Consider the following 15,979-nt stretch of genomic DNA (forward strand, 5'->3'; position numbering starts at 1 on the left):
ATGAAAGATGAAAGATGAAAGTGAAATTTTAAAAAATTAAATAAAAGTATAGATATGAAACGAAATGTTTTGAAAGTGACGGGAATTATAGCTTTATCGCTTATTGTCGTTAGTTGTGGGAAGAGTAAAACTAATGATCCGCACCATATAAAAGTGGGAGTTGCGGCCGGACCGGAATTAAAAGTGGCTGAGGCAGCGAAGAAAGTGGCAAAAGAAAAATTTGGATTGGAAGTGGAATTGGTTTCTTTCAATGATTATGTAATTCCAAACGAAGCTTTAAGTCAGGGGGATATTGATGCTAATGCTTTTCAGCATAAACCTTACATGGATGAGCAGTCTAAACAACGTGGTTATAAATTAGCAATTATTGGTAAAACGTTTGTTTATCCGATCGCGGGTTATTCTAAAAAGATCAAAAGCCTTGCTGAACTGAAAAACGAAAGCACGATTATTATTCCGAATGATCCAACAAACGGTGGACGCTCGCTATTGCTTTTGGAGAAAAACGGTTTATTGAAATTAAAAGCCGGAGTTGGTTTATTGCCTAAAGTAACTGATATTGTAAGTAATCCTAAAAATCTAAAAATATTAGAATTAGAAGCGCCTCAATTGCCTCGTGCGCTTGATGATGCTAATGTTTCAATTGCGATTATCAATAATACATTTGCTTCTCAGGCTGGATTGGTTCCGTCGCGTGATGCTTTGTTTGTAGAGGATAAAGAATCTCCTTATGTAAATTTGGTGGTAAGCCGCGAAGACAATAAAAATGAAGAGAAAGTAAAACAGTTTTTACAAGCTTTTCAATCTCCTGAAGTGGAGCAGGCTGCAGAACGTGAGTTTAAAGGCGGTGCTGTAAAAGGCTGGTAATTCTTTAGATTTAATTTTTTGAGTTGCCTTTAGTTTTAATTAGAGGGAAAATAAAATAAATGTAAAAAGGCTTTAGCTGAAAGTGAATTTTGGCTAAAGCCTTTTATGCTATAATAACTGAGACCTCCAGTTAAAACTGGAGGCAATTGAATATTTTGTTCTTTAATTCTTAGGGAATGTTATTTACTCTTTTTAAGTGCTTCCAGAAGTTCGGTCATATCTACTACAGCATAAGTAGAGGAATAATCAGAAACAGCATAAGGCAATACAAGACTATTGTTATGAATTATGGCTCCACAGGAATAAACAACATTTGGAACATAACCTTCTCTTTCATCTTCTAATGGGGAAAGCAAAGGTTCCTCAAGTCTTCCGATTTCTTTGGAAGGATCATCGAGGTCAAATAATGAGGCTCCGATGCAATAACGTCTCATTGTGCCGACGCCATGTGTAATTACGAGCCAGCCTTCTTCTGTCCAGAGTGGCGATCCGCAGTTTCCTAGTTGTGTAAATTCCCATGGATATTTTGGTTCCTGTAAAAGAATAGGGGTATTCCATTGTGTTACGCGATCGGAATACATGATGTAATTGTTTACACCGTCGATTCGCGATAACATGGCGTATTTACCTTTTATTTTTCTTGGAAATAGTGCCAGATTTTTATTTTGTGCGCCCGCACCATGCAAAGGCATTACTCTAAAGGTATAAAAATCTTCGGTTGAAATAAGTTTTGGTAATATGGCGTGACCGTTATAGGCGGTATAAGTTGCCATTACGCGGGTAGAATCATCGTCATCGGTAAAACGAACGAAACGGGCATCTTCTATACCACGACTTTCAGAATCGGAGATTGGAAATATAACACGTTCGGTAATATCAGAATCATGGTTGAACTGTAAATCATAAAAAGAGTTGGCGAGCCAGATTATCTCTTCGAGTGCGGTTCTTCTTTCCTGACGCATTGATGGATCGCTGAGTGCTGTATTTACAATGTTTTTTAAGACAACAAACTCAAACTCATCAGGCAGATCCTGCATAATCTGATCAATGTATTTGTCTGTTGTATGCATTTCGTACAATTTGGTCAAAAAACGGTCTTTATTAAATAAGGTTTTATGTTCAATTTCGGCCTTATCGATCTGATTTCCATTTTTCATTATTTGCAAATCGTTGTTCTTGTCGAGTATTCCTCTTCTAAAAACGATGGATGAAATATGACCTTCACCTGTGGCGCGAAAAGAAATAATGACTCTTTTTTCTCCCGCTCCAAGCCCCGATTGATCGAAATCTTCTACTATTGAAGGATTAAAAATTGCGGCAGATTCAATGGCGTATTCCATTGTACAATAAGATCCTATAAGTAATTTTCGATTTAGAGACATCGCATCATAATCAATTTGCATGGCCACTATTAATGGTTTTATTTTTTCGCAGTGCTTTAAAAATACAGAGGATATATTACGATGACGTCTGGCAAATTCACGAAGTGTTTGTTCTAATGTTACTAGTACCTGCTTTTCATCCAATATCATAATACGACCTACCATTTGTTGTGTCCGTTCATCACCATTCATAAAATAGCGGGCAACAACTCTTCTTGAATCTGGGGTGAATTTTATGTTTTTTCGGGTTACGGATACTCGCATAGTTTTAATTTTTAATTACAATAAAAGAAGTGTATTTAGTAAAATTACTTCAGTGAAGTGGTATTGAATTCTTTTACAGAAATGTATAAGTATGTCTATTTTAAACAGGAAAAAATGCTAATTATTATTTATACAACAAGTTAGTGAAAAAAAAGATTATTTTCATTAAAAAGTTTGAAGGCAAAAAAACTCCATCAAGTATGATGGCGTAAAGTTTAAATATTTTTAGATGCACATAGTTAAAAGCTATTTCTCAGGTAAAATAAAAGTCTGGTATTGATTTTAACGCAGAGAATGCCAGGATTTTACGCAAAGTGCGCGAAGTTTCTTTAAGAGTCATTAAAATGATAAAGTTCGCAAAGCTTTGTCTTCACAAAGCTTTGCGAACTTATAATAGATTGTGATTAGCCTCAGAATAAAAATGCCTTAGCGAACTTTGCGTTTCCCGAGGCTTCGGGATTATGCATTTTTATCAAAACAGGGAAACGATTGTTTTTTACTTGTTGAAAACATTATAGTTTCACCCAACGTGTTTCTGTAAAAAGTAATTTGAAATAAAATCTATTGCATCTTGGTAATAATAAATTCGCTTCGTCTGTTCATTTGATGTTGTGCTTCAGTACAAGGTACGCCGTTTGAGCAGTTGTTGAGCAGTTGGGTTTCGCCATAACCTATTGCACTTTCAATTCGTTCCGGAGCAATTCCCTGCGAAATAATATAGTCTCTGGTTGCTTTGGCTCTGCGATCGGATAATTCGAGATTGTACTGATCATTTGCTCTTGAATCGGTGTGGGACTCAATTTTAATCGTGATAGTTTTGTATTGGGTCATTAATAAAACGATTTTATTTAACTCAATTGCTGCATCATAGCGAATATCGGATTTGTTGAGGTCAAATAATATAATTCCGATTTTGATTTTTAAAAGGCCGTCTTTACGCTCAATAAGGGCAGGGTCAAGCCCGATGGGAACTTGGGTTATTCCGGAAAAAGAGGCGGTTGCTACTGGTTTAGAAACGGTGTTGAAGTTATCTTTTACAGCTTCGATGGTATATGAAGTATTGCAGCTGATAGGTTCGGTAAATTCAAATTTTCCATCAATTTTAGAAACGGTTTCCTCTATTTTTTGATTTGAATTGTTTTTAAGTGTTACAATAGCTCCGGGAATTTTGCTGTTTGAAACGGCATCAAAAACATAACCTTCAATTGACTGAACACAGGTTCTTTCGAAAGAATAAATATCATCGTCGCCTTTTCCGGTTTTTCTGTTGGAACACACAAATCCTTTATTGGTTTCTTCGTTTACGATATAGCCAAAATCATCTCTATTGCTGTTTAATGGTGCGCCAAGATTAGAAGGAACATCAAATACACCATCTGTTAATCGGCTTTCAAAAACATCAAGTCCGCCAAGACCCAGAAATCCGTCAGAAGAAAAATATAAAGCCTGATCGGTGATGAACGGAAACATTTCACGCCCACTTGTATTTACTTTTTCGCCCAAATTTTTAGGAGTTGAATATTGATCTTCGCCCAAAATATCGACCACAAAAATATCTGTTGAGCCAATTGTTCCCGGCATATCAGAAACAAAGTATAACTTTTTCCCGTCTTTGCTTATTGAAGGCTGACCGACAGAATAATTATCGCTGTTGAAAGGAAGTTCTTTTACATTACCCCATTTTACAGTTCCGTTACTGTTTTCTGTTGCTTTGGCTGTATAGAGTTTTAAATTATTAACGCCTTTGGTGTCTCTTTTTAGTTTTCCGTTATAATTGTTTCGGGTAAAATAAATCGTTTTTTCATCTGGAGAAAATGCCACACAGGCTTCATGATATTGTGTGGTGATTTCTTTGGCAAAACGTTCCTTAAAAGTAACATTGGTTTGTGTTGGACTTATTTGTCCGAGTTGTAAATTTAAATACGGCTGATCGTTCCAGCCATATTTTGCTGTTTTTACATAAGAGGAATCAGAAGTGGTAGAGTAGACCAGATTGCCTTTGTAAAACATAGGTCCAAAATCGGAATAAGCGGAGTTGATTTCCAGATTTTCCAGTAAAAATTGTGGTTTGATTCTTTCGATATCTTCCAGTGTTACATTTTTTAAAGAAAAATTCTGAGCACGGGAATCGGTCGATTTTTTTTTCTCTGAAAAGTTAACCATCCATTTTTTTGCCAGTTCATAGTTTTCAATTCCTTGTAAGGACTGTGCATATCGGAAATAATATTCGGAGGAAACCTGATCAGGATATTCTGCAACTAGTTTTCCGTACCATTTGCTGGCATTTCGCATTTGTGTATTAAAGTAGTAAGCATCGCCAATACGTTGCAAAAGTTCCTTGGAGGTCTCACCATTTTTTATCGACATCTCGTAGGATTTTGCCGCATCGATGTAGTACATTTTATCAAACAAGGCATCTGCAGCTTTGTTTTTTGTCTGAGAATATACCAGTTGTATAGTCAGCAGTATGAGTATAGTAATTCTTCTTTTCATAAATACAGTATTAAAAGAATCTTGGTGATTTTAGGCCTTTTTTGCGTGATACTAATTCAAAACGAAGTACAATTTCGTGTGTACCACTGTTATAATTCTGTAATTCTGTTGTGGTGTAATCATACGCATAACCGACCATAAATTGGGGTGAAATTTGTAAAGATGCCAATCCGCTTACAGAATCTGAAGTACGATAGGATGCTCCAAGAGTAAAACAATTGTTGAACATGAAATTGGCTGAAAAATCGGCAATTAAAGGCGCTCCTGCTACATATTTAAGCATAACAGCCGGTTTGAATTTAGTATGAGCTGATAGATCAAATACAATTCCTCCAATAAGATAGAGATGCATACGTTCGTTAACCAGATCATCGGCAATATCATCATAATTGTAACGCTCTCTGGTCATGAAATTCGGGATCGATAATCCGATATAATCTCTTTCGCCATGCCAGTATAAACCTGCTCCCACAACAGGAAGAAATTTATTGGTGATGTTTTCACGAAATTGTACATCCGGATCTCTGTGGCTTCCTTTTGTCCAGTCGATATTGATGACTCTTCCTCCACCTTTTACTCCAAAAGAAAGTTTATGCGTTTCTCCGGATGGAATGGTATAGGAGAAGTTGGCATCGATATATTGTTCCTCAGATGGACCTATTTCTTCGCTGACTACAGATAAACCAAGTCCCACGTTTTTTCCTACTGGGGTATCCAGTGTAAACGATTGTGTTTTTGGAGCTCCATCGAGGCCAACCCACTGTGTTCTGTACAGTCCGGTAATTGTTAAATGTCCTAACGAGCCGGCATAAGCAGAGTTTACAGTCATTGTATTATACATATACTGCGTGTACTGAGGTTCTTGCTGTGCGAATGCTCCGCATACAGAAAGTATGGCGATTGTTGCGAAAATCTTTTTTATATTTTTAATCATAGCCAATTCTTTTTTGGTTATTCCTTTTTTTTATTTTAAGTAAACCCATCCAGAGGTTTTTTTAGAACCATCGCCGAGATCAAGAATATAGTAGTATGTACCCTCAGGGAGTGTTTTTGCAGATCCTTCTGCTTTACCGTCCCAGGTGTTGTCATAGCCTTTTTTATAATACACTATATTACCCCAACGGTTAAATATTTGCAGTTGGTTGTCAGGGTATTGTGTAATACAGTCGATGTAGAAAGTATCATTTTGACCATCATCGTTTGGAGAAAACTCATTATAGATTTTCAAACAATTTGGTTTGACTGTCGCGCTGTCCTGATTGTTTGATGCATTGGTGTCTATCTGATCCAGTTTTACAAGATGTGCCGTATTGAGATAATCATTAAAATCAACTACTTTGGTGTTAAGGACTAAGGTTTGAACACTTTTTCCGTTGATGTTTGGAATGGTCCAAAGTCCCGTTTTTCCGTTGTAAACTCCCGATGTAACGGTATAAGTAGTTAATGTATATCCTTTTGGCAATAGATCTTGTACTTCTACATTTGTAGCAGTGAGGCTTCCGAGATTTTCTGCTGTTATGGTAAAGATTACTTCGGCACCCATTGGAACATCGGTCTGATCTACTTCTTTGTTTATGGCAATATCAGTCGATGGAATGTTTATGAATTCTGAATCTTCATCATCTTCACTCTGATCTCCGTTATCGTTATTTGGTGTACTGTCAGGATCAAACTGATTGCTTGCAGTAACCTGAGCAATATTTAAATAATCGTAGCTATCCAATCCATGCGGATCAACAACAGTTGCCTGATACGTTAAGGTAATTCCGCCTACGGGTACGTTGAGATTAACCCATCTTATCGTATTGCTGCTAAAAATTCCTCCATTATCGATGTTAGATATATTTTTATATCCAAGCGGGATCAAATCTTCAATGGCCACGCCGGTTGCCGCGCCCGGACCTTCATTTCCAATTTGAAGCGTAAAGGTGACTACTTCACCAACGTTTGCATTTTTGTTGCTCACTGTTTTTTCCAGACTTAAATCGGCAATATTTACGTTAATCTGAATGCTGTCGTAATCATCTTCTGTCGTAACACCATTATCCGGAGTACTGTCAGGATCGGGAAGGTTACTGGCAGTTATTTCGGTGACATTCAAATATTCGTTAGCCACACCAGAAGGCGGATTAACTCGGGTATAGATTTGTAATGTTTGTGTGTTTCCGCTGTTAACGATTCCGGTGGCCCATATTCCTGTCACATTGTTGTATACACCGCTGGTTGCCGTATAGGTGAGATAGGTAAATCCGGCAGGAAGTAAATCTTTTACTCTTACACCACTGGCATTTCCGGGACCATCATTGGTAACGGTTATTTCGAAGACAACATTGCTGCCTACATCATTAGTGGTATTTCCGGTGATAATTTCTTTTTTAAGAGACAAATCGGCCTGAACAATAACTGGAGTAACAGCGATACTATCATAATCATCTTCGGTTGTAATTCCGTTTCCGGGCGTACTATCCGGATCGTCCTGATCAGATTGCATTACTTCAGCAATATTTAAGTATTCATCCGGTGCTCCGGTTGGTCCTTTTACAAATGCATTTATCAGCATGGTATCACTTGTGCCGGCTAGTATAATTCCGGGAACCCATTCGCCTGTAATACTATTATAACTTCCGGATGAAGCATTATAGAAAACAAAGTCATAACCGGAAGGTAAAATGTCTTTAACCACAACACCCGTAGCATTATCTGGACCTGAATTGGTTACTGTAACTGAAAATGTTATCAGCGAGCCTACATCTGGAGTTAAATTGTTATTAACTACCTTTTTATCAATCGAAAGATCAGCTATTGCAGATACTGGAGTTAAGAAAATAGATCCCATATCGTCTTCACCAACCACACCATTATTTGGGGTGGAATCGGGGTCAAATTCATTTGATTTGTATACTTCAGCAATATTTCTATAATCTCCGAAATTATTAACCAATGCAGATACTAATAAAGATTCTGAGGCTCCGCTTGGTATAGTTCCTATGGTCCAAATTCCTGTTGCAGCAATATAAGTACCTGTTGTCGAACTGTAAACTACATAATTAAAGCCGCTTGGAAGCAAATCTATAACTTCTACACCGGTTGCTGCTTGTGGTCCATCGTTTTTGACTTCTATTTTAAAAGTGACTGTAGCCCCAAAAACAGGGCTTACACTGCTGTTTACTAATGCTTTAGTTAGAGATAAATCGGCTACAGGTGCTGTTGGGGTAGTGGTTACAGCAGCATAATCATTTTCTGTTGTTACACCGTTATTTGGCGTTGAATTTGGATCGGTGAGATCACTTGCAGTAACCTCTGTCGTATTGTTATAGTTTCCGGTCGCATTGACAATACCAATTAACTGAAGGGTTTGAGAATCACCATTTAGTAAAGATCCAATCGTCCATTTTCCGGTTGTACTATTATAAGTTCCTTTTGTGGCCGTAAAATTAGAATAGGTATATCCTGACGGAAGCAAATCTGTAACTTCGACTCCTGTTGTATTTTGAGGTCCATTATTGGTAATGATTATTTCGAAAGTTACCGGAGTACCAATTAACGGAGTTGCATTATTTACTGTTTTGGTTAATGACAAGTCAGCAGCAAGTTCGCGAGGTACCGGTGTAATTGCGGCATAATCATTTTCTGTAATGACTCCGTTTCCAGGTGTTGAGTTTGGATCAGGAAGCGCACTTGCAGTTACTTCGGCCGTATTTTGATAAATTCCTGTTGGGTTTACGATTACCGATAGCTGTAAAACCTGAGAATCGCCATTAAGCAATGAACCCACATTCCATTTGCCTGTAGCACTGTTATAAGTTCCTTTAGTTGTACTATAACTACTAAAAGTGTACCCTGAAGGTAGTAAATCTGTTACCTCAACTCCGGTTGTATTTTGTGGACCATTATTAGTAACCACAATTTCAAAAATTACTGTTGATGCTGTTAAAGGAGTTGTATTATTTACTGTTTTGGTCAATGATAAATCAGCAGATTGTGGATTTGGCGTTGTTGTAACTGATGCATAATCATCTTCGGTTGGAATACCATTATTTGGTGTTGAATCAGGATCGGGCATATCACTTGCAGTTACCTCAGCAATATTGGTGTAATTACCTGTAAGATTTACAATTGCGGTAATCTGTAAAGTTTCTGATTTGCCATTAACTAAGTCGCCAACTGTCCATAATCCGGTAGTTGGATTGTAAGTTCCGGTTGAAATTCTATAGGTTGAAAAAGTATATCCATCCGGTACTAAATCGGTAACAGTTACCCCGGTTGTATTTTGTGGACCATTATTGGTCACGACAACTTCAAAAGTAACTACAGAGCCTACAAGGGGCGTTGCATTACTAACTGTTTTGGTTAGTGATAAATCTGCCGATGAATCGATTTGAATTGCTGTTACTGAAGCTGTTGCATAGTCGTCTTCAGTTGTTACACCGTTATTTGGTGTTGAATCCGGATCTGGGGTGTCGCTACTGGTAACCTCAGCAATGTTGGTGTAATCTCCTGCAGCATTAATAATTGCGATAATTTGCAATGTTTCGGATTCGGTGCTTTTTAAAATGTCTAATGACCATAAACCGGTAGTACTGTTGTAAGTACCACTTGTTGCATTAAAACTGCTGAAAGTATAACCGGAAGGCAATAAATCCGTCACAGTAACACCCGCTGCATCCTGAGGGCCACTATTGGTAGTAATAATTTTAAACGTGACAAGGGAGCCTACAACTGCACTTGTATTACTGACTGTTTTGGTCAATGATAAATCGGCAGAAGGCTGAATAGGGGTAGTTTCGGCTCGATCTTCATCATCTTCGCTCTGATCTCCGTCATCATTATCAGGCGTACTGTCAGGATCAGGCAGACTACTTGCTGTTACCTGAGCGGTATTGAGATAATTACCTGTTGGAAGTACCTTAACATCAATGATAAGGGATTCTGAAACTCCGCTATTAATTGTACCAACATTCCAGATACCAAAGGTGTTTTCGTATAGACCGGCTGATGAACTGTAATTTACAAATTCATATCCGGATGGTAAAAGATCTTTAATTAAAACGTTATTTGTATTATTAGGGCCACTATTGGTAATAATAAGTTCAAAAGAAATCTGGCTTCCAATTACCGGAGAAGTATTTCCAGTTACGACTCTTTTAATTAATGAAAGATCTGCTGTTGGACCTATAAAGGTAAAAGGAGCATTGCTCTCATCGTCTTCACTTTGATCGCCATCATCGTTATTTGGCGTACTATCAGGATCGGGAAGGTCACTGGCAGTTATCTGAGCAATATTGAGATAGGTCCCGGAAGGATTTACAGTGGCTCTAAAGGTTAAATCTAAAGTAGCACCATTTGCCAAAGTCAGATTTTGCCAGGTAAGATTAGCATTTGCTATATTATAAAACCCACTATTTGATACCGAGCCCGGAATAAGGGTAAAACCTTCCGGAATGACGTCCTGAACGCCAATTCCGGTTGCATTCCCCGGGCCTTTATTTTCCAGGTGAAGTGTAAATTGTACTTGCTGTCCGGCTTCGGCAGTGTTTGGCAAAACTGATTTTGTGAGTTCCAAATCAGCCGATTTCAGATTTACAACAGCATCGTCCAGATCATCTTCAGGAAGTCCGTTACCCGGTGTACTGTCGGGATCCAATTGATTTGCTGTTCGTATTTCGGCAACATTGACATAATTTGCTGGAGTGGCAACATTTACTTTTGCTGTGATCTGTAGCGAAATAGTATTACCATTATTTAAATTTCCAACCGTCCATATACCTGTAGTCTTGTTATATTTACCACCACCATTATCACTTACATAGGTATATCCCGGCGGCAATTGATCGATAACCGAAACCCCGGTAGCATTATTTGGCCCACTGTTGGTAACAGAAATGGTGAAGATTACATTGTCATTGATACTTACTGTTTCAGGAGAAACTGATTTTTGAAGTGATAAATCGGCCACATCAAGAACAACAGAAGCATCGTCCTGATCGTCTTCGGTGGCATTTTGGTTATTTGGAGTACTATCGGGATCAAATTGATCTGAGGCAATAACTTCGGCAACATTGACATAAGATCCTATAGACCTGATTGTGGCCTTAAAAGATAAATTTAAAATTGCGCCATTTGGAATTGTGATGTCAGACCACGTAATGGTATTATCACCTACATTGTATTGCCCGGATGAGGTAACAGATCCGGCCACGAGGGCAAATCCGAGCGGAATATAATCACGTACTCCTACACCAGTAGCGGTAACTGATCCGCCTTGTGAGTTGTTGTTAAAAACCTGAATATTAAAGGTTACAACATCACCAGCACTTCCTGTCATTGGAGTTACAGATTTTGTTAATTCAAGATCGGCAACGGCAAGAATGGTAAGATTCATAGTGTCTGTTGAAACGGGACAATTTCCGTTACTAACAGTCCATTGCAAAGTATAGATACCGGCAACAGTTCCTGTTACAGCAGTTGTAGGGCTTGTTTCATTTGTAAAACCTACAGTGCTTGGTCCTGAAACTTGTGTCCAGACTCCCGTACCAACTACAGGAGTGACAGCATTCATATTTACCGGGCTAAACTGCGGTACAATCTGATTTGGACCTGCATTTGCTGTAGAGGGATTGTCATATATGGTTACAATAACAGAATCTGTAGAAGTACAGCCGTTATTATTTAGTGTTGTTACTGTCCATAGAAATTCGTAAACCCCCGGTACAAGACCCAGGATTAAAGTGTTTTCAAGATTTGGTGAGGCAATGTTAGCAGGTGGTCCTGAAACTTTAGTCCATGTTCCTAAACCTGAGGTTACTGCTACAGCATTCATAGTAACAGTATCAACATCACATAATTCCTGATCCGGTCCTGCATTTGCTATTGATGGTGGATCATCATTAAATGTGATTGAGACATTGTCTGAAGAGGGCTGACATGAAGAAGGACTTGTAAAAGGACCATTAGTCACTGTCCAAGTTAAAGTATAAGTACCTAAAACGTTTATGTTGGATAAAGTGGTTACCGGACTGTTTGGACTATCGATTACTGCAGCTCCTCCGGGAGGCTGAGAGGCAATTGTCCAGGTCCCGATACCTACTGCTGGCGGAACGGCTTCTGTTTTATAACTGGTCTGACAAGCGACAGTATTGTCGGGTCCTGCAATTGCAGTGCTTGGAGGCGCATTCATTTCTATACGAACCACATCTGAAAGCGGTCGGCAACTTTCGCTTTCAAAAACCCATTCCAGAATATAAAGTCCGGGAATGGTAAGTCCTGTAACAGACGTTAAGGGATCTGATGGGGTAGTAATAGAAGCGACACTTCCGGCAGGCTGATAAACAAAACGCCATTCTGCGGTAGTAACATCAACTGGTTTACCATTTCCAGCCATAGTAGTTGATCCTGCGACATCGCTAATACATAATAATTGATCTGGTCCGGCATTAGGATCAATACTTGCGCCTCTGTAGATGGTCACGTTTACAGAATCTGATGTTCCTGGACAAGTGCCACCACCAGGAAATGTTGTAGTACTGGTAGTAAAAGTAAATACATAGCTTTCTCCGGGAACGACGGTTGCATTTGCAATATAACTGTTGGATGGCGATTGTGTTATGTCTACATCGTCAATATTGCCTGTTGTACTTGTAAGAGACCATACTCCGGTTGAGTTGGCACTTGCCATAAGCTGAACGCTCGTCACATCACAAGCTGTCTGATCGGGTCCTGCATTAGCAGCTGGGTCAACTATAACGACCACATCATCAAAAGTTCCAGGGCATAAAAAGATACTTTTTGCGGTCATTGTCCATCTAAAAGTATAGGTTCCCGCTATTAATCCATTAATTTCGGTAGTTGGGCTCGAAGGATTAACAATGTTAGGCTGATTCGGAGCTCCTGTCAAAACAGACCATTGTCCCAGTTCAAAAAAGCTGTCATAAGTATTTCCGGCCATAGTAACGCTTGAATTATTACAAACATTCTGATCAGGGCCAGCTATAGCAGGACTAGGCGGAATTCCGATTGTTAATTCAATATCGTCAAATGCCTGTCCGCAAATTTTTGCATCTACAGTCCATCTAAATATGTAATAACCGCTATAAGTAAAAGTAAAAATGGCATTTGGATTATGTTCATCACTTATGGTATAACTACCAACTCCTGAAATTCTTGTCCATGTTCCTATTGCCCCGCCACTTTGTGTTGCAGCCATTGTTATCGTGTTGCCACAAATTTGCTGATCGGGACCTGCATTGGCAGTAGGAGGCGTATCTGCTACTGTGATTGAAACATTACTGGAACTGCCCACGCAAGATCTTATTCTTGTGTTAATTGACCAGGTAAAAACATAAGTCCCATTTCCGGGAACGGTTACAAGAGTATTTGGATCGCTTACATCAGCAAAAACAACTCCGGCAGAAGGCTGAACAGTCCACAAACCAATTTCGGTCAAAGTTGGTGTATTAGCACTAAGATTAAAGGAATTTGTCCCGGAAGAATAACAAGCATCGGGCCCGGCATTTGCGTTTGAAGGAGCGACTGTACTGTTTGTAGCAATAATTACATTATCAGAGGAAGATCCTCCACATGAAGGTCCGGGATGCAGGTAAGAAACCGTCCACTGCAATTCATAAGAAGATGCAGCAGATAAAAATCCGGTTGCAATTGCATTTGGATCATTTTTATTTGAAAAAGTAATGGGATCAGGTCCCGAAATTTGACTCCATTCACCTATTTCACTACTTAGTGTGGCACCAGCAGCAAGAGTTACTTGTGAATTTATACAAACCACCTGATCTTGTCCGGCATCTATAGTGCCTAATGAACTATTTGAAACATATACCGTTACTGTAGAAACAGAAAAACCGCACGTAGCACCGCCGCCTTTTGTGATATACTGAAAAACATAAGTTCCGGATATAAGCCCTGAAACTTGTGTGTCTATAGCAAAAACATCGGCAATTACAGCCTCATTTGGTCCGCTTAGCTGACTCCAGAAATGCATTCCATCATCTGTGCTAACACCGGATAGTATTGTTGTTGTGTCTCCGCAAGGTAAACTTACATCGGTTCCTGCGTTTGATGGTGTTGGTTCACCGGAAACCAGAATATTTATCGTATCATAACCGTAATCACAAGCTACGGTAAGATTACCGTTTTGACTTCGAATAAATTCTACAGTATAATCTCCAGGAGCGGTAAGTGTCAAGGTAACGGAATCTCCTACATTTTGTATAGCAGTAGGAAAAGGACCTAATGGAGAACTGTCCGGGCCACTCACAATTCTATACTGATTGATTCCTGTTCCAGTTACGGCAAGCGGAATTGTAAATACCGTAGCATTACAACTTCCGGTAATATCATTACCATTATTTGCTACAATAGTTCGTGTTGGGCCATTATATTGTACTATATAATCTTTGATAAACACACAACCTGTGTTGCTATTGGTCAAAGTATAGCGAAATCTATACGGATCTCCGGCATCAGAAATACCAGTTACTAATGTAGTTGGATTATCAGGGGAAACAATTGTTGCCGAACCTCCAGATACTTGTGTCCATTTTACAGTTTCACCAGCATATAGCGGCGTTTGTGCCACAAGGGTTACCTGATTAATTGTATTATCACAAAAATTAATAAATTCATCACCACCAGGCAAGCTTGTAACATCCTGCGTTGCTGGCGGAACAATAATTGAAACCAGATCATTTCCGGAAGCACAAGGACCAGTAACAGTCCATCTGAATGTGTAAGTACCTTCAATCAGATTAGAAATTCCCGTATTATTTGCATTTGCATTCGCTATTGTTGGTGTATTTGGTCCACTAACAAAAGTCCATTGTCCATTTTGTCCATTAAGGCCGCAGCCTCCATAACTACCAAGCAGGTTAGTACTTTGAGTTGTGGTATAACAATTACTTAAAGTCTGGTCTGGTCCTGCGGTAACTGGTTTAACACCACCATAGTTGGTTACGGTAATCTGTGATGTAGTTCTGCAACGTTGTCCTGGTGCAAATTCAGGACCTTCGATAACCCATTGTAAAGTACTCACCCCGCATTTGTTAACGGGAAGTGTTATTGTTGAGGTAGGTAAGTCCGGAAAATTAATTACAACTCCGGCATCATTATTTCCAACAATTTCCCAATGGGCAATTTCACCCGTATTATGAGGTGCATTTCCTGTTATAGTTAATGTTCCGTTATTGTTAGGGCAACTGGCTATGTTTCCGCCTGCACTTGCTTGTGTAATTGGTTTTACATTGACCACTTTATCCTGATAAGAGGAGATTCCGTCACCACAAGTAGCACTATATCTAAAAATATAGGTATTTCCTCCAGTATAACCAGATATTGTAGTACTGGAACTCGTTGGGGAATTAATGGTAACAGCAGGACCCGAAATTTGTGTCCATAAAACCGTACCTATAATAGGAGCGGGATTATTACCTGTAAGTACTAAAGCATCCGTTTCGCAAATTGTAACGTTTAGTACTCCTGCATTTACTGTACAGTTCTGTGCATTTAACTTTGTAGTAGTTAAAAACAATATAATAGTAAGAACGAACAGTTTTTTAGCAAAATTAAAGATCGGCGAAGAAAGGTAAACTTGGACCATAAGCAATCAGGATATGAAAGGTGGGGTCGAATAATTAAATAACCACCTTTAATTAATAATTACGATGAACATTTAATTTGCAGGTTTGTTGATTTGGATAAGGGGGAGGGTAACTCAAAGTTAAAGAAAGAAAGCGTTCATTTTTTGTATTTGATGTTTCAAATTCTAAAATGAAACAACAAAATTCAATTATTAAAAAATGATATTCTTAAAAAATATCCTTAAAAGTTTTAAGAATGTTGTTTTAGGGTAATTGTTCATTACGCCATAGAAAATAGTATTGAATAAGAGAATTAATAGCCTGATTTTAGTTTAATTTAAAAAACGGAATAAATAGGTAACTAGTTTGTAATCAGTTTGTTTT

The 15,979-nt window shown here is 38.7% G+C and carries 5 protein-coding genes; 1 reads left to right on the forward strand and 4 read right to left on the reverse strand.

Annotated elements, in window-relative coordinates; genetic code table 11:
• Positions 1-54: 54 nt before the first annotated feature.
• Entirely contained in the window at positions 55-867 is an 813-nt protein-coding gene (gene metQ / locus KHA98_RS06160; protein WP_213256334.1) for a methionine ABC transporter substrate-binding lipoprotein MetQ, read from the forward strand.
• Positions 868-1,046: 179 nt separating this feature from the next.
• Here metQ and KHA98_RS06165 read toward each other — a convergent pair whose 3' ends face one another.
• The 4 genes from KHA98_RS06165 to KHA98_RS06180 form a co-directional block, all read right to left on the reverse strand.
• Entirely contained in the window at positions 1,047-2,513 is a 1,467-nt protein-coding gene (locus tag KHA98_RS06165; RefSeq protein ID WP_213256336.1) for a glycoside hydrolase family 130 protein, read from the reverse strand.
• A gap of 561 nt (positions 2,514-3,074) precedes the next feature.
• Positions 3,075-5,006 carry an OmpA family protein gene (locus KHA98_RS06170; RefSeq protein ID WP_213256338.1) on the reverse strand — a complete coding sequence of 644 codons (1,932 nt, stop codon included), beginning with the start codon at positions 5,004-5,006 and terminating at the stop codon, positions 3,075-3,077.
• 10 nt (positions 5,007-5,016) lie between these two features.
• On the reverse strand, positions 5,017-5,940 hold the full coding sequence (locus KHA98_RS06175; RefSeq protein ID WP_213256340.1) for a PorP/SprF family type IX secretion system membrane protein: 924 nt from the start codon (positions 5,938-5,940) through the stop codon (positions 5,017-5,019).
• 30 nt (positions 5,941-5,970) lie between these two features.
• The gene (locus KHA98_RS06180) at positions 5,971-15,615 is read right to left on the reverse strand and encodes a PKD domain-containing protein (RefSeq protein WP_213256341.1); all 9,645 of its coding nucleotides are present in this window, start codon (positions 15,613-15,615) and stop codon (positions 5,971-5,973) included.
• Between the last annotated feature and the right edge of the window lie 364 nt (positions 15,616-15,979).

Source organism: Flavobacterium branchiicola (assembly GCF_018383905.1).
Taxonomy (GTDB): Bacteria; Bacteroidota; Bacteroidia; order Flavobacteriales; family Flavobacteriaceae; genus Flavobacterium; species Flavobacterium branchiicola.